This window comes from Micromonospora sp. NPDC018662 (genome assembly GCF_044391475.1).
Classification (GTDB): Bacteria; Actinomycetota; Actinomycetes; order Mycobacteriales; family Micromonosporaceae; genus Micromonospora.
Map to the genome: position 1 here is coordinate 137,640 of NZ_JBISAC010000014.1, position 19,342 is coordinate 156,981.

Annotated in this window: 17 protein-coding genes and 2 tRNA genes; 14 read left to right on the forward strand and 5 right to left on the reverse strand. The window is 71.3% G+C overall.

Annotation, left to right across the window (positions count from 1 at the left end; all coding sequences use genetic code 11):
• Positions 1-303 precede the first annotated feature (303 nt).
• From ACH495_RS29080 to ACH495_RS29110, 7 genes are all read left to right on the forward strand, one after another.
• On the forward strand, positions 304-1,098 hold the full coding sequence (locus tag ACH495_RS29080; RefSeq protein WP_396860893.1) for a hypothetical protein: 795 nt from the start codon (positions 304-306) through the stop codon (positions 1,096-1,098).
• Positions 1,095-3,425, forward strand: coding sequence for a hypothetical protein (locus tag ACH495_RS29085; protein WP_396860894.1), 2,331 nt, complete (start codon positions 1,095-1,097; stop codon positions 3,423-3,425). Before ACH495_RS29080 ends, ACH495_RS29085 begins: the two co-directional genes overlap by 4 nt.
• Positions 3,422-5,164 (forward strand): hypothetical protein, encoded by a 1,743-nt coding sequence (locus ACH495_RS29090; protein WP_396860895.1) that lies wholly within the window; start codon positions 3,422-3,424, stop codon positions 5,162-5,164. Before ACH495_RS29085 ends, ACH495_RS29090 begins: the two co-directional genes overlap by 4 nt.
• Before the next feature lie 54 nt (positions 5,165-5,218).
• Positions 5,219-5,893, forward strand: coding sequence for a hypothetical protein (locus tag ACH495_RS29095; protein ID WP_396860896.1), 675 nt, complete (start codon positions 5,219-5,221; stop codon positions 5,891-5,893).
• 34 nt (positions 5,894-5,927) lie between these two features.
• Positions 5,928-7,130: a protein phosphatase 2C domain-containing protein gene (locus ACH495_RS29100; protein ID WP_396860897.1), complete on the forward strand. Its 1,203-nt coding sequence runs from the start codon at positions 5,928-5,930 to the stop codon at positions 7,128-7,130.
• Between the two features lie 8 nt (positions 7,131-7,138).
• Entirely contained in the window at positions 7,139-8,143 is a 1,005-nt protein-coding gene (locus tag ACH495_RS29105; RefSeq protein ID WP_396860898.1) for a hypothetical protein, read from the forward strand.
• A 96-nt stretch (positions 8,144-8,239) separates the two neighbouring features.
• Complete coding sequence (locus ACH495_RS29110; protein ID WP_396860899.1) at positions 8,240-8,941, forward strand: Crp/Fnr family transcriptional regulator; 702 nt, start codon at positions 8,240-8,242, stop codon at positions 8,939-8,941.
• On the opposite strand, the gene ACH495_RS29115 is transcribed toward ACH495_RS29110, so the two are convergent.
• The 3 genes from ACH495_RS29115 to ACH495_RS29125 all read right to left on the reverse strand — a co-directional run bounded on the left by ACH495_RS29115 (position 8,926) and on the right by ACH495_RS29125 (position 11,431).
• Positions 8,926-10,410, reverse strand: a complete 1,485-nt coding sequence (locus ACH495_RS29115) for a hypothetical protein (protein WP_396860900.1) — start codon at positions 10,408-10,410, stop codon at positions 8,926-8,928. The two genes, ACH495_RS29110 and ACH495_RS29115, sit on opposite strands and share 16 nt — an antisense overlap.
• A 250-nt stretch (positions 10,411-10,660) precedes the next feature.
• The gene (locus ACH495_RS29120; protein ID WP_396860901.1) at positions 10,661-11,164 is read right to left on the reverse strand and encodes a Pycsar system effector family protein; all 504 of its coding nucleotides are present in this window, start codon (positions 11,162-11,164) and stop codon (positions 10,661-10,663) included.
• 193 nt (positions 11,165-11,357) lie between these two features.
• Positions 11,358-11,431: transfer RNA gene (locus tag ACH495_RS29125), tRNA-Gly, on the reverse strand.
• A gap of 157 nt (positions 11,432-11,588) precedes the next feature.
• Between ACH495_RS29125 and ACH495_RS29130 the strand changes: the two genes are divergently transcribed.
• The 5 genes from ACH495_RS29130 (at position 11,589) to clpX (ending at position 16,169) form a co-directional block, all read left to right on the forward strand.
• Positions 11,589-11,662, forward strand: a tRNA-Pro gene (locus ACH495_RS29130).
• 148 nt (positions 11,663-11,810) lie between these two features.
• Positions 11,811-13,157 (forward strand): trigger factor, encoded by a 1,347-nt coding sequence (gene tig / locus ACH495_RS29135; RefSeq protein WP_396860902.1) that lies wholly within the window; start codon positions 11,811-11,813, stop codon positions 13,155-13,157.
• 174 nt (positions 13,158-13,331) lie between these two features.
• The gene (locus tag ACH495_RS29140; protein ID WP_089158260.1) at positions 13,332-13,973 is read left to right on the forward strand and encodes an ATP-dependent Clp protease proteolytic subunit; all 642 of its coding nucleotides are present in this window, start codon (positions 13,332-13,334) and stop codon (positions 13,971-13,973) included.
• Positions 13,974-13,987: 14 nt separating this feature from the next.
• Positions 13,988-14,650: an ATP-dependent Clp protease proteolytic subunit gene (locus tag ACH495_RS29145; RefSeq protein ID WP_281587072.1), complete on the forward strand. Its 663-nt coding sequence runs from the start codon at positions 13,988-13,990 to the stop codon at positions 14,648-14,650.
• A 226-nt stretch (positions 14,651-14,876) separates the two neighbouring features.
• Positions 14,877-16,169 (forward strand): ATP-dependent Clp protease ATP-binding subunit ClpX, encoded by a 1,293-nt coding sequence (gene clpX, locus ACH495_RS29150; RefSeq protein ID WP_107155905.1) that lies wholly within the window; start codon positions 14,877-14,879, stop codon positions 16,167-16,169.
• Between the two features lie 24 nt (positions 16,170-16,193).
• Here clpX and ACH495_RS29155 read toward each other — a convergent pair whose 3' ends face one another.
• Positions 16,194-16,817: a helix-turn-helix domain-containing protein gene (locus ACH495_RS29155; RefSeq protein ID WP_396860903.1), complete on the reverse strand. Its 624-nt coding sequence runs from the start codon at positions 16,815-16,817 to the stop codon at positions 16,194-16,196.
• Positions 16,818-16,858: 41 nt separating this feature from the next.
• Here ACH495_RS29155 and ACH495_RS29160 point away from each other — a divergent pair, with 41 nt between their 5' ends.
• Positions 16,859-17,692, forward strand: coding sequence for an EamA family transporter (locus ACH495_RS29160; protein ID WP_396860904.1), 834 nt, complete (start codon positions 16,859-16,861; stop codon positions 17,690-17,692).
• 39 nt (positions 17,693-17,731) lie between these two features.
• Complete coding sequence (locus ACH495_RS29165; protein ID WP_396860905.1) at positions 17,732-18,529, forward strand: carbon-nitrogen hydrolase family protein; 798 nt, start codon at positions 17,732-17,734, stop codon at positions 18,527-18,529.
• A gap of 6 nt (positions 18,530-18,535) precedes the next feature.
• Here the strand turns inward: ACH495_RS29165 and ACH495_RS29170 are convergent, their stop codons facing one another.
• Positions 18,536-18,757, reverse strand: coding sequence for a hypothetical protein (locus tag ACH495_RS29170; protein ID WP_396860906.1), 222 nt, complete (start codon positions 18,755-18,757; stop codon positions 18,536-18,538).
• Between the last annotated feature and the right edge of the window lie 585 nt (positions 18,758-19,342).

Consider the following 19,342-nt stretch of genomic DNA (forward strand, 5'->3'; position numbering starts at 1 on the left):
CGCATCGTACGCAGCCCGCGCTCTGCTGCTCGGTGGGCGGTCGCGGCGGTACGCCGAAGGGACGTCTCGTTGTCGCGTTTCTGTCTGCTCTGCACATCGACCGGTCGCTAGCATGTGCGGTCCATCGGCCTGCCGGATGCGGTGATCGGTGGGCCGGCGATTCGCGCCGACGGGAAGGCGGATTCGCGGCGGAACCGCCTGTGGAAAGAGCGTGCCTCTACGCCAGATGTCCTTCTCGCAGCGGAAGCCGCCGCCCACCATGTAACGCAGCGTGCGCTAGGAAACGGACCGTGAGGAGTGACCATGGCTGCACCCACCCCGCACTCGATCGTGGTGGTGGACATCGAAGGTTTCGGCAGGCGGAGCAACCCGGTGCAGTCCTCGCTGCGGGACACCATGTACGACGTCGTCCGGAACGCCTTCGCCGACGCCCACCTCAACTGGGCCGACGTCCATCCGCAGGATCGCGGTGACGGCATCCTGATGCTGCTTCCGCCCTCCACGTCGATCGTCGCGCTCGCCGGAGAGCTGGTCCGGGCGCTGGACGCGGGGCTGCGGGAAAAGGCGAAGATCTTCAGCGCGACGCACGCGATGCGCTTCCGGGTCGCCCTGCACCACGGGCTCTGCCAGCGCGACGCGAACGGCTGGGTCGGTGCGGCGATCAACACGGCGAGCCGGCTCGTTGACGCGCAGGTCCTGCGGGACGCGCTGGCCGCCGCCCCGACGGCCGTACTCGCCTTCGCCGTCTCCGACGAGATCTACCGCGGGGTGGTGCGGCACGACTACCGCTTCATCGACTCGTCGACCTTCGGGCCGGCCTTGTTGAACGTCAAGGAGTTGCAGCAGGAACGAGTCTGGATCCAGGTGCCGGGCTATCCGTACCCGCCGGGCCTGCCGGACGAGGCGTCGGCCGACGGCATGCCAACGGGCGACCGGCGGGCGCGTGCCGCGTCGCCCAAAGCGCGGCACGCCGCCGGGCCCGATCCGGCCCTGCGAGTCGAGCAGAGCGGCGGCTTCTTCTTCCACGACTCCGACGTCCGGGTCGCCGGTGACCAGGTCGCCGGGGACAAGCACGTGTGGGGCCGGAGAGAGCCGTGACGACACCCGCCGCCCCGCCCACCGCCCCCGCGGCCGGCCTGCCACAGGGCGGGGCGGCCAGCCCCGCCCCGCCCGGGCCGGCGGCCGGTGCCGGGCCCGCTCCGGGCGACGGCGCGGGCGCTCCGGCCGCCCCGAACGGCAACGGTCCGGCCGCCACCGCGCCGCCGGCCGGCTCCCCGGATGCAGCCGCCGAGCTGCGGACGCCGACGACGCTGGACTCGCAGGACCGCTCGCTGGCGCCGTCGGCGGTGACAGACGGGGTACGCCGGCAGCGGAACCTGCGCCGCTCCTCCCAGTTCGTCATCGGCGGCGACCAGGTCGGCCGGGACAAGTACGTCGTCATGCTCGGCGGTCGCGAGCCGACCCCGTTGCAGCGGTTGTCGCCGATGCTGACCAATCCGGTCCGGCACGCCTTCGTGGCGCCGGCGGAGTGGTCGAAGATGCGCGGCGCCTGTGCCGAGAAGCGGATCGTGATCCTGCGCGGCGCGCGCGGCATGGGGAAGACAGCCACCGCCATCCGCCTGCTGCAGTCCCCATCCGACCGACGCATCTTCAACCTGGACCAGAACGTCGACCTGCAGCGCTTGGGGCACTGGCTGGAGCTGGACGGGGAGTCGGAGAACCCGTTGCCGCGCGGAGCCGGCTTCCTGCTCTGCGAGCCGGCCGGCTGGGGCGCCACCCGGGGCTGGATGCTGCAGCAGCTGCATGTCGTCCTCGAGCGGATCGACGCCCGGCTGGTGCTGACCGTCGGCGCCGACGCGGCCCTCGCCGACCAGGACCTGCTGGAGTTCGTGGTCGACCTGGCGGATCCGCCGGAGCACGTCGAGGTGCTCGCCCGCCACCTCGCCTGGCGGCTGCGGGCCACCCAGGAACGTGCCGACGCGGAGGCGCTGAGCACCCGGCTGCTCGCCGACGCCGAACTGCTGGTGTACACCCGGGAGCTCTTCGTCACGGGTACGCCGCTGAAGGTCGCCGCGGACCTCGCCCTGGTGATCAGCCAGGAGATCGACGGCGGCACGGTGGACGTGGCACGCCTGCGGGCCCGGATGGCCGACCGGTTGACGGAGGACTTTGACATCTGGTTCGGCGGGTTGCCGGACGTCCCGTCCCGCTGCCTGGCCATCGCGCTGGCGGTGCTGAACGGCTTGCCCTACGAGGTGGTCGTGCGGGCGGCCCGGCGGCTGGCCGAGCGGCTGGACGGCCCGCCGGAGGGCGGCGGCAACGACCGGCAGGCGCCCTGGCGCGACCCGTTCGGCCTGACCCGGCGCGAGCGGGAACGGCTGCTACGGGCCCGCTCCCGGCAGACCAACATCCGCAGCCCGTGGGGGAACGTCCAGGCTGACGTGCTGGAATACGTGGACGATGGGTACGCCCAGATGGTGCTGGAGCACGTCTGGCGGCAGTACCAGATTCACGACGAGCTGCTGACCTGGTTGCAGGACCTGGCCGACGACCGGGGCTCGGAGGAGGTGCGGGTCTGGGCCGGCACGGCGCTCGGTCTGCTCGCCACCTATGCCTTCGAGGCGGTCTTCACCCGGGTGCTGCGCCCGATGGCCCTCGACGACCAGCGGTACTGGCTGCGCGACGTTGTCGCGTACGCGCTCCGGGTGCCCGCCGGTGACGCCCGGTGGCGCCCTCTGGTGGAGAACGTGGTCGCCGCTCTCTACGGCAACTCCGCGCTGCCGGTCGGCCAGGCGACCGCCGCCCGGATTCACGGAGTGAGCCTCGGGCCGCTCGACACGCATGCCGCCCTCACCGCTCTCGACCGGCTGGCGTCGATCGACGACTTCCGCATCGCCAACGGCATCGGCGACAGCCTGGCGGACGTGCTGCTGCAAGACGAGGAGCGTAACGCGCCGCTGGTGCTTAGCCGCATCTCCAGCTGGCTCAACGACCGCCGGCGCAACGTGGCCGGCCAGTACGTCTTCCTCTGGCTGGCGAAGTCGCTGCGGGCCGAGGCCGAGGCCGGGACGGTAGACGGTCCGCACCCGTCGAACTCCTGGCCGACCCTACTGCTTCTGGCCGACCAGCACCCGCAGCTGCGGGGAGCGCTGGTCAACATGTGGCAGGCCGTGTTGAACGCCGGCACCTTCTCCAACCTCACCGAACAGGCCCTGATCGGTTGGGCGGCGATGGCCGAGACGGATCACCGGGTGCGTACCGCGTTCGCCCGGATGCTGACCGACGTGGCCGCCCGCAGCGACCGGACCCGGCAGCTGGTCCGCCGGCTCGCCGCCGGCTGGCGGGCGGTCGACAACCTGCAACCACATCCCCGTACGGCCTACGCGGTCGAGGCCGCGCTCGCTCCGGGAGGGAGCCCTCAGTGACCACGCCACTGCCACTGATACTCGACGTGAGCCCGGTCACCAGAGGGCCGTTCACCGTCACCAAGGCCACCACGCCGTCCCGGGCGGTGGTCTACGCGACCGCCGCCGGCGAACTGACGACCTTCGACGGGAAACCGATGCGCTGGTCGCAGCAGGCGCTGTCGCCGTACCGGACCCGCTACGACGTCGACACCGGCGACCACCGTCGCCGGGCGGAGCTGCGCAGCACTCCGCTGCCGTCCCGCGGCGATGTGCACTTCTTCGTGGCGACCGTCGACGTCGCATTCCGCGTGCATGAGCCCCGTGAGATCGTCCGACGTAATGTGACCGACGCCATGCCGATCGTCTACGGCGCGATCGTCGACCGGTTCATCCCGATCACCCGGTCGTTCGGCATCGAGCAGTCGGCCCAGGCGGAGGAGGCCCTGCGCCAGCGGTTCGGCGGCGGCTGGCCGCTGCCCGAGGGCATCACCATCTTCTCCCTCTCGCCCCGGCTGCTGCCCGACGAGGCGGCCAGCCGATACCTGCGGGAGAAGGTCGAGGCCGGCCGGGCGGTGGAACTCAACCGGGTCCGCCACGACGTGCACGTCCAGCAGGCGATGCACCAGGGCCAGCTCGAACAGATGCAGCAGCACCACCGGATCCAGGCAGCCCGCACCGAACTGAGCGAGCTGGGGGACCGGCCGCTCGACCCGGCCGAGCTGATCCGCCTGCACCTCGCCCGCAACCCGCAGGACACGATGACCGCGATGCAGCTGTTCGCCGCCCACGAGCAGGCGATGCTGCAGCGGCAGGACCTGCACAACCAGCAGACCACAGAGCTGTTCCGGTTCCTGGTCGAGAAGGACCTCATCCTGGCCGCCGACGTGGAACCCATGCTGGCGCATACGATGCGGCGTCTCGGCGCGACCGACGTACGGCCCGCCGGGCTGTCGGCCACGTCGGCCGGCTGGACCCAGCCGCCGGTGCTCGGCTCGGCGGGCCCCGAGCCGGCGGGGGAACCAGAGGGTGGGCGGGCCAAGCCCAACGCGACCATCCTCGAACAGGATCCGAAGACCCGGGTCTGGACCCCCGCCGCCGGGGTCCAACCGGTGTACGTGATGGTCGACGAGTCCGCCGACGTGGCGCCCTGGATCGGCGACCTGAGCAATGGGCTGCACACCCTGCACGACGCCTTGGTGCAGGCGGCCGACGTGACGCCGGCGATCCGACTGGCCGTGCTCGGCTTTGCCGACGAGGTCGCCAGCCGGCTGCGGATGGACGTGGTGACCGCGGGCAGCCAGTCGCCCTGGCTGACCCCGCGCGGGCCGGCGAACTACGCCAACGCCTTCGAGACGCTGCTCGACAACATCGGCCACGACATCGAGGCGCTCAAGGCGCAGCAACCTCACGTCCGCCGGCCGATCGTCTTCTTCCTCAGCGGCAGCGCACCCCGCGACGGTGAGAGCTGGACCAGGCCGTACCAGCGGCTGGTGGACCGGAACGCCCATCGGTATGCGCCGAATGTTGTCGCCTGCGGCATCGGGGCGGCCCCGCCGGCGCTGATCGCCACCATCGCCACCGAGCCCACGTTCGGGTTCGTGATGGTGCCCGACAGCGACGTGCACGCCGCCATCGCGCAGTACTGGCGGGCCCTGGCGGCGAGCGTCATCAACTCCGGTCGTGCTCTCCTCGACGGCTCGGGTGAGCTGACCATCTCCCCGCCGGCCGGCTTCCGGATCGCCAGCGAACTGGTCTGATCGCCCCTGCACAGCGTTACGTCCGGTCCGTGGGCCGGGGAAAGCGAGGTAAACATGTCCGGCGGCCGCGCAAATCTCCTGCCGGTGTACGTCATGGCGGACGAGTCCGGTTCGATGACCAAGGTGATGGGCCAGCTCAACGAGGGGCTGCGGTCGTTGCACGAGGCACTGTTCGGCGAGCCGATGGCGGCGGCGAAGGTGCGGTTCTCGGTGCTCGGCTTCTCGGAGACCGTTCTGGAGCACCTCCGCCTGGCCGACCTGCGATACGCGGAGGAGATGCCGGAGCTCAGGCCGCGCGGCCGGACCAGTTACGGCGCCGCCTTCGGCGACCTGCGGCAGCGCATCCCGGCGGATGTCGACGCGCTTAAGGCGGAGGGCTTCACGATTCACCGCCCGGCCGTGTTCTTCCTCAGCGACGGCCAGCCCACCGACCAGGGATGGATGGAGGTGCACCGGCAGCTCACCGACCCTACCGTCACGAAGGGCGCGCCGAACATCGTCGCCTGCGGCATCGGCGACGCGCAGGCGGCCACCATCCGCCAGGTGGCGACCCGGGACGAGTACGGCTTCATCGCGAACGCCGGCACCGAGGTGGGCACCTCCATCGCCCGGTTCTGCACCGCGCTGACCAAGAGCATCGTCGAGTCGGGACGGTCGCTCGGGTCGGCTCAGCCCGAGCTGGTGGTCGAGCGACCGCAGGGGTTCCGGATGGCGATCGATGTTGTCTAGGTGGCGGCGGGGGCGGCAGGAGGGGCCGGCTCGGGTGACGGACGACCACGTGCTGCGCGAGCCGGCGTACCGCGAACCCGACCGGCGCACCGACCGCGGCGACGACGGGGTGCCGTACTACCGACCGGAGCGGGGGCCGGCGCGGGCGGGCAGCCGGCCGGTGCAGTTCTCGGAATCGGACAGCCCAACACCGCCACGAGGCGGCGCGCACCCCGACGACGGTGATCCGCCAGCCCGGGGATCCGCCCGCCCGCAGGCCGGCACCGACCAGCGGCCACCACGGGAGACGGAGCCGTACGAGCCGGCCGGGACGCCGCGCCCGACCCGCCCGCAGGCGGAGCAGCGGGCGGTCGACCGGGCCGGCCGTCGGCCGCCGGCCCGTTCGCCACACTGGCAGCCCGCGGTGCTCGGCACGCCGACGGCCGACTTCGAGCCCCGGCCCGCCGAGGACCAGACGTACCGGCCGGACACCGTGGCGGACGGCTGGTCCACCCGCGACTTCACCGTGCGCGCCGCCTCGGTCCGCGGCTACCTGCACCGCCACCGCGGCACGCCGCGCCAGGACGACCTCGCCGTGGCGGTGCACCCGCCCACCGGCGCGGTCGTGTTCGCCGTCGCCGACGGGGTCTCGGCTGCCCGGCACTCGCACCTCGGTGCCGCGCTGGTGTGTCGGGCGGCGGTCCGGGAGATCCTCGCGGACCTCGCCGCCGGTGCCCCGGTGGACTGGCAGAACGTGGTGCAGCAGGCGGCGTGGCAGCTCGTGGAGCAGACCAGGACGCTCCTCGGCCTGGCCGAGGCGGACCCGGTCGCCGCCGAGGACGAGATGGCGAGCACCCTGGTCGCCGGCATGGTCCTGCCGGACGGCCCCACCGTCTCGCTCATCCAGGTCGGTGACACCGGCGCCTGGGTGCTGCGCGACAGCGTGTACCGCAGTCTCCTCGACGGCAAGATGCACACCCGCGACGCGGTCGTCTCGTCGGCGGTGACCGCCCTGCCGCGTACGCCCCGGATCAGCCCGCGTAGCGGGCAGCTCGGACGCGACGAGGTGCTGCTGATCGGCACCGACGGGTTCGGGGACGCGTTGGGCGACGGCGCCGGCCAGGTCGGCCGCTACTTCGCGGGCCTGCTGGCGAGGCCGCTGCCACCGCTGCAGTTCGCCTACCACGTCGACTTCTCCCGGGAGACGTACGACGACGACCGCACCCTGCTGGCCATCTGGCCACGCACGGGAGCCTGAGGAACCCGATGGACGCCCTCACGCCACAGTTCGACGTCCGCTCGCTCGGCGACCTCACCCAGCTCGGCAAGGGCGGCCAGGGCTGCGTGTACGCCATCGAAGGGCTCCGGATCAACCAGGAGTGGCCCGTGGTCTACAAGGAGTACGACCCGGCCGTCCGCGCACAGCTCGACGTCGCGCAGCTGCGCCGGATGGTCTCCTTCGTGCCGGGGTTGGACCCGGCCACCGGCCGCTGGCTCTGCGAGCAGAGCGCCTGGCCCGCCGCGCTGGTCACCCGGGGGTCAGCGGTCTGCGGGCTGCTCATGCGCCGCATCCCGGCGGAGTTCGAGATCGTCCTTCCCTCCGGCGGCGGTGCGACCCGCCGCCCGGCGGGTTTCCAGTTCCTGCTCAACTCCGATCCGTACCTGGCCCGGATGGCCATCCCGGTGGACGACCGGGGCCGCCTGCTGCTTCTGGCCGACCTGGCCCGGTCACTGTCCCGGCTGCACGGCCTCGGGGTCGTGGTCGGTGACCTGTCCCCGAACAACCTGCTCTTCCGCCTCGGCGACCAGCCCTGTTGCTTCTTCATCGACTGCGACGCCATGCGACTCTCGGGGTCCTCGGTGCTGCCACAGACGGAGACCCCGGACTGGGAGGTGCCGATACCCGGCGGGGAGCCGCTCGCCACGCCGGCCACCGACGCGTACAAGTTCGGGCTGCTCGCCATCCGGCTTTTCGCTCGCGACCAGACGAGCCGGGATCCGGCGGTGCTCGCGGAGGTCTCCGACGACCTCGCCGACCTCGCCGAAGCGAGCCTGGCCGTCATACCCGCCCAGCGTCCCGCACCGCAGGACTGGATCGCCGCGCTGACCACCGTGGCGGCCCACGATCGCCTCGCCGGCAGCCCGATGCCCGTCCGGGTGGGACCGGCAGCGGTTCCCGCCGGAAGCGAAACCAGCGCAGTCGGCCGTACGCTCGCCCTGCTGGTGCTGCTGGGCATCCTGATCGTCTACCTGGTGAACAGGTTCGGCTGACGATTCGCTCCGTGCGGCCCGTGTCCTACCGTAACCACCGCCCTACGATGGCCCTGTCGAGTGTCGCACTCCACCCTCGACAGGGAGGCGACGGGCATGGATTTGGGACGCCACCGCCGGGTGCCGTTCTGGCATGCGCTGGCGAAGGAGCAGCGGGCGGGACTACGGGCGCTCGGGTCGCTGCGCCGCTACCCGCCCGAGGCGGTGCTGGTGCACGAGCGCGACGAGAGCGACTTCGCCATCGTGCTGTTGCACGGCTGCGTGAAGGTCACCGCCAACACCCGCCAGGGCTACCAGGCAGTGCTGGCCCTGCGCGACGGCGGTGACCTGGTCGGCGAGCTGGCCGGCTTCGACGGGGGCGGCCGGTCCGCCACCCTGACCGCGATGACCCCGGTGGAGGCGCTCGTCATTCCCGCCGACCGGTTCCGGATCTTCCTCAGGGGCTTTCCGCAGGCCGCCGAGATCGTGCAGCGCACCGTCACCGTCCGGTTGCGCGAGGCCGACCGGCAACGCGCCGCCGCCGGCGCCGAGTCGGTCCCGCAACGCCTCGCCGAGCTGCTGCTAGACCTGGGCCGCCGCTACGGGGTGCCGGACGACCAGGGTGGGCTCCTGGTCGAGCTGCCTCTGTCGCAGGCGGACCTCGCCGGCCTGGTGCTCACCTCGCAGCGCACGCTGGGCCGGACGCTTGAGCACTGGCGCGACCAGGGCTTGGTGGTCACCAGGCGGCGCAGCCTGCTGATCACCGCCGCCGGCCGGGCCGCGCTCGCCACCGAACAGCACCGTCAGACGTCCCGGTAGGAGAGCGCGGGACGCCCCGCCTGCCGGGTGACCGGGTTCCACAGCGCCACGAAACGCTGCTTCGCGGCCGTGGCGGCCCGCGACTCCCGGTCCCCGGTCTGCCGGTCCGTGCCATGCATCGCAGACGACCGGCAACCGTGGCGTGCCACCGCCCGGGCCCAGCGCGCGTACGCGTCGTCGGCCGCCGCCGAGTGGGTCAGCGCCGAGACGAGAGCCGAGCGCAGTTCCGCGCCCCGGGGCAACTGGTCGGTCCTGATCGCGGTGACTCGCTGGAGCACGTCGCGTCGGCCGGCCCCGGCCCGCAGGAAGTCGACGGCTGCGCCGGTCGGGTCGGTGCACCGGGTGACCTTCTCCACCGCCGGGGCGATCGTGCGGCGGTCCCGCTTCGACCGGGCCAGGAGCTCAGCGAGGGCGGCTGCCTGGGCCCCCGCCTCCGCCGATCGCCGGTCCATGTCATCGCTCGTCCCGGTGGTCCGCTCCTGCGCGGTCGGGCCGGCGACCGGGTGGTCGCCACAGGACGAGATCCGGGTCACGGCGCAGAAGAGGAGCACCACCGCCAGTGCCCACTTGCCCACCGAGCCCGCCCGCCGAGGCCGCGCGACGACGGGAGGCTTCGCCGCGGGCGGGCGGGCCGGAGCGCGGGTCCGGGCGGCGGGCCCGCCCGGCCGGGACGCCCCGCCGGGTGCCGGACCGGCTGTCGTACGCGCGGCGGTACGGGGGTCGGGCACCGGTGGGGAGGTGGCCGGGCGGATCCGCGGCCGGCTCCGGGCGGCCTCGACGGCCCGCGCCAACGGCCCTATCCATTCCGCTGGTCCGGGACGGCCGGCGGGCACCGCGTCGAGTCCCCGCTCAACGAGCCGCCTGACGTCGGCCCCGGCGCGCTGCGCCGCCCCCGGGTCGCGCGTCGTCTGGTCACCGGCGAGTAGCCGTACGCAGAGCAGCGTGAACTTGTACGCGTCGCTGGCCGGGGTGGCCAGCTCCTCGCCCCAGCCGCTCGGCACCTCCCAGTCGATCGTCTCGACCTGCGGCAGCACCGAGGCACCACCGAGCCGCATGGCGTCGCAGTCGAGAAAGAGGCAGCGGCATGTGGCGCCGCGGCTGAACAGCAGGTTGTTGGGGGAGAGGTCGCCGACCACCAGGTCGAGGCGGTGGAAGTCGGCCATGGCCCGCGCCGTGTCCAGCAGGAAGCTGAGCCGGAACACGTCGTCGACGGCGAGGTCCCGGGCGACGAGGTAGTCCTCGGCGTTCAACAGCAACTGAACCTGGGCGAGCCTGTTGACGTACCGGGCGGTCAGCCGCAGCGGGGTGTGGAACTTCGCCGGTACCTGACGCATCAGGAAGCCGGAGAGCCGCCCGCTGCGCTCCACCACCGCCACCGGCCACGCCGTGCGCTTGCGCAGCAGGCGGGCGTCGGCCTGGGCCAGCCGTCCCGGCAGCCGCACCAGCTTTTCCAGGGCGGAGCGGTCCACCCGACCCAGGGTCGTCCCGTCGTACTCCTTGTACGCTGCCGGCCAGCGACCGTCGATCAGCCGGTTCGCGACTGCGTGGACGGTCCCCTGACCGCCCGAGCCGAGCACGGTCAGCGGGCCGAGCGACTCGGCGGCGATGGGGTGCAGGTCGGAGGTGGAAATCGACGGGCTCCTCCCGCTACGGGTTACCGCCCTCGGTTCTACCGGCCGTGTCCGCCGACGAGTAGGACATCTGGCGAGCTACTGACGGTCAACCGCTGAACGCCCCGACCGCGCTCGCCAGCCCGATCACCAGGATCGCCCCGGCGGCGAAGCGGATCCCCCAGCTCAGGTGGTGGTACTTGCGCCGGCCGATGATGCTGTTGGCCCACACCTGTCCGCCGACCTCCCGCCGCAGGGCGTCCGGGTCGGCCAGCAACGCGACGAACTCCGCGACGAACTCCGACTCTCGTGTCGCGAACCTTTTCCCGACATGCCCGAAATGCAGCAGCGAGCGCTGCTGTCCAGCGACGGAGGTGCGGGGCGCGACGGCCAGCACCGTGGCGGTGAGGCTGGCGGCCAGCAGACCCAGCGCGAGCAGCAGCAGCACGGTCGCGACGGGATACCGGTCGAACGCCTCCCGGCTCTGTACCCGTAGCGCGATCAGGCCGATCAGCGCGCCGTCCAGGGTCAGTACGAGGCTCGCCTTCGTGTCGGCGTGCCGGAGCCATTCGTTGACGTTTTGCAGCACCTTCCACGGCTCCTCGTGCTCCACCGGCCCAGTTTATCGATCATGTTCGACGCTCGGTAGGGCGCACGGCACGGTGTCGCATTGCCTACGGACGCTTGACTCGACTCCGCTCCGCCGCCGTCCGCATAGCGCGTGGCTGGTCCGCAAGATCGGACAAGGGGGAGAGGCGGGTCGGCTCAGCCGCCGCGATCAAGCGGTCTGCCTGGTTCTCCATGGTTGGAGCGGGCGACGGGAATCGAACCCGCGTAGTCAGTTTGGAAGACTGAAGCTCTACCATTGAGCTACGCCCGCGTGCACCCCGCGTGGACGGGGCGCAGGTGACAGCGTACCGAATCACGGAGCCGCACGCGCAGCGCCCACCCGAGCAGGTGCCGTCGGCCCGGCGCTGCACGGTCCCCGCCCCGGTCACCCATGCACGGGCGCGGACGGCATACACTCTTCGTCGCCACGGGGTGTGGCGCAGCTTGGTAGCGCACTCGCTTTGGGAGCGAGGGGCCGTGGGTTCAAATCCCGCCACCCCGACTGTCGTTCGCGACCGGATCGTCCCGGGAACCGCCGGTTTCTCCGCGCGGTGACCGGGCCCTGCCGACGCCGCAGGCCGACTCGCCTACACTCGATGCGCGCAATCACGCCCCAGAATCGACACCCAGATCCGTCAAGGAGTACGCCTGTGAAGAGCACCGTCGAGACTCTGAGCCCGACGCGCGTGCGGCTCGCCATCGAGGTGCCGTTCGTCGAGCTCGAGCCGAGCCTCAAGAAGGCGTACCGGGAGATCGGGCAGCAGGTCCAGGTTCCCGGCTTCCGCCGGGGCAAGGTTCCCAGCGCCGTGATCGACCAGCGGGTGGGCCGGGGGACCGTCCTCAACGAGGCGATCCAGGAGGCCATCCCGCAGAACATCCTCGCCGCGGTCCGGGAGCACGACCTCAAGACGCTCGGCCGTCCGGAGGTCGACATCACCGAGTTCAACGACGGTGACTCGCTCAACTTCACCGCCGAGGTCGACGTCCGCCCGGAGATCACCCTGCCGGACCCGGCCACCATCGAGGTGACCGTCGACGAGCTCGAGATCGCCGACAGCGAGATCGACGACCAGGTCAACAGCCTGCGCGAGCGCTTCGCCACGCTGAAGACGGTGGAGCGGGCCGCGCAGGACGGCGACTTCGTCCAGATCGACCTGAACGCGACAGTCGACGGCGAGGACGTGCCCGGCGGTTCGGCGAGCAACATCTCGCACGAGGTCGGCAGCAAGCAGCTCCTGCCGGGGCTGGACGAGGCGCTGGTCGGCCTGGCCGCCGGCGACAGCACCACCTTCACCACCCAGCTCGTCGGCGGCGACTACGCCGGCCGCGACGCCGAGGTGGCGGTGACCGTCCGCACGGTGAAGGAGAAGGAGCTCCCCGAGCTCGACGACGACTTCGCGCAGATGGCCAGCGAGTTCGACACCATCGAGGAGCTGCGCGCCGACCTGCGCGAGCGGGTCACCCGCGGCAAGCAGGTCGAGCAGATCTACGCGGCCCGCGACAAGGCCCTGGAGCAGATGGTGGCCGCCGCCGAGGTGCCGGCGCCGGAGGGTGTCGTCAAGGAGGAGGTCGAGAGCCGCAAGGCCGCGATGGTCGACCAGCTCGAGCGCATCGGCGCCTCCCTGGAGGAATACCTCGCCGCGGAGGAGAAGACCGAGGAGCAGATCGACGCCGAGCTGACCGAGGCGGCGACCGACGGTGTCAAGATCCAGCTCCTGCTGGACACGCTTGCCGACGCCGAGGACGTGCAGGTCTCCGACGACGAGTTCGGTCACGAGATCGTGCACCGGGCGCAGCGCGCCGGCATGGCCCCGCAGCAGTACTACGACCAGCTGGCCCGCTCCGGCGCCGCCGCGGCCGTCTTCGGCGACGTCCGCCGGGGCAAGGCGCTCGCCGCGGTGATGGAGAAGATCAAGATCAAGGACTCGGCGGGCAACGAGGTCTCCCTCGACGCGCTGCGGGCCCAGAACGAGGCCGAGCACGACCACCAGCACTGATCGTTCCGGTGACGGCCGCCGTCCCGCGCTGCGCGCCGGGCGGCGGCCGAAACCCTTTCCGGGGTACGCCGAGCGGGTGACTGCGCTGAGAGCGAACAGTGCCCCGACCGGGAGTACGCCCGAAGGGCGAGCGGTTAGTGTCGGACAGGACGGTACGGAGAGCGAAGGGCTGCCATGACCGACATGCACATCCCCAAGAAGTCGCTCCGGGCGATCGAGGCCCGCGGTGGCGACTCCATTGGCAACCTCGACGACTCGGTCTACAACCGGTTGCTCAAGGAACGCATCATCTTCCTGGGCAGCGAGGTGAACGACCAGGTGGCCAACCGCATCTGCGCGCAGCTCCTGCTGCTCGCGGCGGAGGACCCGGACCGCGACATCTTCCTCTGGATCAACTCGCCGGGTGGCTCGGTCTACTCCGGCATGGCGATCTACGACACCATGCAGTACATCGACAACGACGTGTCGACCGTGGCCATGGGCATGGCCGCCTCGATGGGTCAGCTGCTGCTCTGCGCCGGCACCAAGGGCAAGCGCTACGCCCTGCCGCACGCGCGGATCATGATGCACCAGCCCTCGGGTGGCCTGGGCGGCACCGCGTCGGACATCGCGATCCAGGCCGAGCAGATGCTCTACACCAAGCGGATGTTCCAGGAGCGGGTCGCGCACCACACCGGCCAGTCCCAGGCCCAGATCGAGGCGGACTCGGATCGTGACCGCTGGTTCACCGCCCAGGAGGCCATGGACTACGGCTTCATCGACAAGGTGATCATCGGGGCCGCGCAGGTTCCGGATGGCGCCGGGACCCTGAGCTGACCGAGGAGCTGACGATGACCGACCTGAGCCTGCCGCCCCAGTTCGCGGCCGTGCACAACCGCTACGTCCTGCCGTCGTTCGTCGAGCGCACGTCGTACGGGATGAAGGAGTCGAATCCCTACAACAAGCTCTTCGAGGACCGGATCATCTTCCTCGGGGTGCAGGTGGACGACGCGTCGGCCAACGACGTGATGGCCCAGCTGCTGACGCTGGAGGGCACCGACCCGGACCGCGACATCATCATGTACATCAACTCGCCCGGCGGCTCCTTCACCGCGATGACGGCGATCTACGACACCATGCAGTACGTCCGGCCGGACATCCAGACCGTCTGCCTCGGGCAGGCGGCCAGCGCGGCGGCGGTGCTGCTCGCCGCCGGCACGCCGGGCAAGCGGATGGCGCTGCCGAACTCGCGGATCATCATCCACCAGCCGGCCACCGAGGGCGGCTACGGCCAGGGCTCGGACATCGAGATCCAGGCGCGGGAGATCCTGCGGATGCGGACGCAGCTGGAGGACATGTTGTCCCGCCACTGCAACCGGCCGATCGAGCAGGTCCGCAAGGACATCGACCGTGACAAGATCATGACGGCCGAGGAGTCCAAGGACTACGGGCTGGTCGACACCATTCTGACCAGCCGCAAGAAGGGTCTGCTGGCGACTCACGCCGCGGGCTGAGCACGGACGGGGTCGGAGGTCGGCCGGGGGCGGTTCCCGGCCGACCTCTGACACACCCGTTTTGGGGGTCGGAGAAAACCCGGCCAACGGGTAACGTCGGGTCCGTACCGCTCCGGGGTCGGATCGGGTGGATCCGACAGCACAGCAGGACGACAGGACGGACGGACGCGGTGGCGTCCGCAGGTCAGGGCCGGCGCTCCGGCCGATGAGTGCAGGGAGAACGTAGGTGGCACGGATCGGTGACGGCGGCGACCTACTGAAGTGCTCCTTCTGTGGCAAGTCACAGAAGCAGGTCAAGAAACTCATCGCGGGCCCCGGGGTCTACATCTGCGACGAGTGCATCGATCTCTGCAACGAGATCATCGAGGAGGAGCTGGCCGAGTCCGGCGAGGTGAAGTGGGAAGAGCTTCCCAAGCCGATGGAGATCTGCCAGTTCCTCGACAACTACGTCGTGGGGCAGGAGCAGGCCAAGAAGGCGCTCGCCGTCGCGGTCTACAACCACTACAAGCGGATCCAGGCGGAGGCCGCCGGCGCGCCCGGCTCGGGCAGTGACGGCGTCGAGCTGGCCAAGTCCAACATCATGCTGCTCGGCCCGACCGGGTGCGGCAAGACCCACCTGGCGCAGACGCTGGCCCGGATGCTCAACGTCCCGTTCGCGATCGCGGACGCCACCGCGCTCACCGAGGCGGGCTACGTCGGCGAGGACGTGGAGAACATCCTCCTCAAGCTGATCCAGGCCGCCGACTACGACATCAAGCGCGCCGAGACCGGCATCATCTACATCGACGAGGTCGACAAGATCGCCCGTAAGTCGGAGAATCCGTCGATCACGCGCGACGTCTCCGGCGAGGGCGTCCAGCAGGCGTTGCTGAAGATGCTGGAGGGCACGGTGGCCAACGTGCCGCCGCAGGGCGGTCGTAAGCATCCGCACCAGGAGTTCATCCAGATCGACACCACCAACGTGCTGTTCATCTGCGGTGGCGCGTTCGCCGGCCTCGACCAGATCATCGAGTCGCGCACCGGCTCCGGTGGCACCGGCTTCGGTGCCCGGCTCCGGTCGGTCTCGGAGCGGTCGACCGACGACATCTTCAGCCAGGTCATGCCGGAAGACATGTTGAAGTTCGGGTTGATCCCGGAGTTCATCGGCCGGCTCCCGGTGATCACCAACGTGCGCAGCCTCGACCGGGGCGCCCTGGTGAAGATCCTCACCGAGCCGCGCAACGCTCTGGTCCGGCAATACCAGCGCCTGTTCGAGCTGGACGGCGTCGAGCTGGAGTTCGAGCAGCCGGCGCTGGAGGCCATCGCCGACCAGGCGATGCTGCGCGGCACCGGCGCCCGGGGCCTGCGGGCGATCATGGAGGAGGTGCTCCTCTCCGTGATGTACGAGGTGCCGAGCAACCCCGACGCCGCGCGGGTGCTGATCACCCGCGAGGTCGTCCTGGAGAACGTCAACCCGACGATCGTGCCCCGCGAGTTCACCGGCCGGCGTCGCCGGGACCGCGAGGAGAAGTCGGCCTGACCGCCCGTCGCGACCGCGCCCGGGTCAGCTCGGGCGCGGTCCGCGTGAGCGGGTCCGGCGGTCCCACTCGCCCGACGGGGTGACCACCACCATCATCAGTCGCACCGGCTCGTCGCCGGCCGTGCGGTATCCGTGCTCCCGGTCGGCGTGGAACTCCACCGTCTCGCCGGCGTCGACCTGATGGTCGACGCCGTCGACGGTGACCGTGACGGCGCCGTCCAGCACGTGCAGGATCTCCCGGGTGCCGTGGGCGTGGTCGGGGGAGTGCAACGCCTCGCCGGGCCGCATCCGCCAGTCCCAGAGTTCCACCAGGTCGGGCTCGCCCAGACCGCTGAGCAGGCGGGCGACGCCGCCGTGCGGGCCGCGCCACAGCACCGGTGCCCGGTCGGCCGGGGTGATCCGGACGGGGCTCTCCTCGGCCGGCTCCAGCAGCCGGGCCATGCTGACCCCGAACGCGTCGGCGACCCGGCAGAGCGTGCCGATGCTCGGGTTGGTGCGGGCGCCCTCGATCTGCACCAGCATCCCCTTGCTGACCCCGGACCGGCCGGCCAGTTCCTCGAAGGACCAGCCGCGCGCGGCTCGCAACTCGCGTACCTGTCGGGCGACGGCGGCGGTCACCGCGCCCACCCGCCCACCGCTTTCGGTCATCATACTATCCTTCACGGTCACTATTATGGTACGACTGCCGGATGCTTCCCATTGTGCTGGCCGCCGTGTCCGCGCTCGCCTTCGGCACGGCCGACTTCTCCGGCGGCAAGGCGTCCCGGCATGCCGACCCGATCGCGGTGACCGTGGTCTCCCAGGTCCTCAGCCTGCCGCTGCTGGTCGCGCTCGCACTGGTCGTCCCCGGCACCCCGAGCCGGGTCGACCTGATCTGGGGGCTGCTCGCCGGCGTGGCCGGCGCGGCCGGCGTGGTGCTGCTCTACCGCGCGCTCGCCACCGGCGTGATGGCGGTGGTGGCACCGGTCACCGCGATCACCGCCGCGGTGGTGCCGATCGTCGCCGGTCTGCTCGTCGCCGACTCCCCGGGCACCGTCGCGCTGGGCGGCGCCGGGTTGGCCGTGGTGGCGATCGCCCTGGTGAGTCTCGGGGAGCGTGGCGGCGCCGGCCGCGTCTCGGGTCGGATCATCGGCACCGCGCTCGCCGCCGGCCTGCTCTTCGGCGTCTTCTTCGCGCTGCTCGGCCAGGCCGACGAGCGCGCCGGCATGTGGCCGGTGCTGGCGGTCCGCGTCAGCTCCATCGCGTTCGGCCTGGCGCTCGCCGCCCGCACCGGCACCCGGTTGCGCCTGGGCCGGCGGGTGCTCGGCTGGGCCGCCGCCGCCGGACTGCTCGACTCGGCGGCGAACGCGCTCTTCCTCGCCGCCGCCGGGCGGGGCCATCTGAGCGTGGTGGCGGCCATCGCGTCGCTCTATCCGGCGAGCACGGTCCTGCTCGCGCTCGCCGTGGACCGGGAACGGCTGCGGCCGGTGCAACTGGCCGGCCTCGGGTTCGCCGCCGTCGCGCTCGTACTGGCCAGCTTCTGAGCCCTGTCCCCGGGGGTCGGATGCCCGTACCCTCTCCCCATGCGCGTCGCCGTCTGCCAGCTCAACGCCCGCGACGACCGGGCGGCGAACCTTGCCGCCGCCGAGGCCCTGCTGGTCGGTGCCGCGGCGGCCGGCGCCGACCTCGCCCTCCTGCCGGAGTACGTCGACTACCTCGGCCACGCCGACCGCATGCCGCCGGCCGAACCGGTCGACGGTGAGGTGGGCCGGTTCTTCGCCGAGACCGCCCGCCGGCTCGGGCTCTGGGTGATCGCGGGCTCGTTCCACGAGGCCGGCCCGGACCCGGCGCACACCTGGAACACGTCACTGGTCTTCGACCGCGAGGGCGCGCTCGCCGCCGCGTACCGGAAGATCCACCTGTACGACGTGGAGATTCCCGGCCGGGTCTCCTATCAGGAGTCGGCCACGGTCGCGCCGGGGGAGAAGCCCGTGGTGGTCGACGTCGAGGGCCTCCGCGTCGGCCTGTCGATCTGCTACGACCTGCGGTTCCCGGAGCTCTACCGGCAGCTCGCCGTGGACGGCGGCGCCGAGCTCCTGGTCGTGCCGGCCGCGTTCATGATGCACACCGGGCGGGACCACTGGGAGGTGCTGCTCCGGGCCCGGGCGATCGAGAACCAGTGCTTCGTGGCGGCGGCCGGCCAGACCGGCGACCACGACCCGGGCCGGACCTGCTTCGGTCGGAGCATGGTGGTGGACCCGTGGGGGACGGTGGTGAGCCAGGTCCCGGACGGGCCGGGTCTGGCGGTCGCCGAGATCGACCTGGACCGGCTGCGGACCGTTCGCGCCGAGCTGCCCAGCCTCGCCAACCGCCGGCTCTGACCCGGTTCAGGTCTCCAGGAGTACGCCCAGCACCGCGAAGCAGGCGATCGCCGCCGCGGTGACCAGCAGGGCGGTGGTCATCCGGGACGGGCCACGCCGCACCAGCCGTCCCACCGACAACACCAGCACGGCGAGTACGAACGCGCCGATGACCAGCTGCCAGAACGGCAGCAGGAGACCGAGCAGAGCCTCCTCGGCGAGGGCCGGGAGCCGGGACAGGTCAGCCATGCCGACCACTCTGGCACGCCGGGTTCCGATCCGAACCCTCTCCGCGGGCACCGTTACCGGCAGCCGGTCGACCAAAGACAATGACGATCATTGATTTGCCTTCCGGGACCGCTCCGCGTAACTTTCTCTCTGCACGCGGGAGGCCGGGCAAACCGGCCGAGAGCGGGCACCAGGATGGTGGCGGTGACGCCGAGCCAGACTGAGGATTCGGGCGGTGCGGAAAGACTCCGGGAACACGGAGTTGCAAACGCGAAGCCGGCCGGGTAGAGTTCGGAAGCCGGCAGGGAGCCGGGCGGGTGGCTGCGAGAGCAGCGCCGGCCGGTCCGCCGGAAACCACGACAGCAACGACCGCCGGGTACGGCGAGCGTCAGCGTGGATCGGCTCGAGCCAAGTTGAACGCCTCAAAACACGAGGTTGACAGCGAAAGTCGAGTCGGGTAAGTTAGAGAGGTTGCCCCAAGCGGGGGCCCTGCGGTGCAGGGCTTCGGGTTGGTGTGTGGTTGTTCTTTGAGAACTCAACAGGGTGCTTGATAAGCCAGTGCCAATTGTTTTATACCCCGGACTGGTCAGGCTTTGGTCTGTCTGG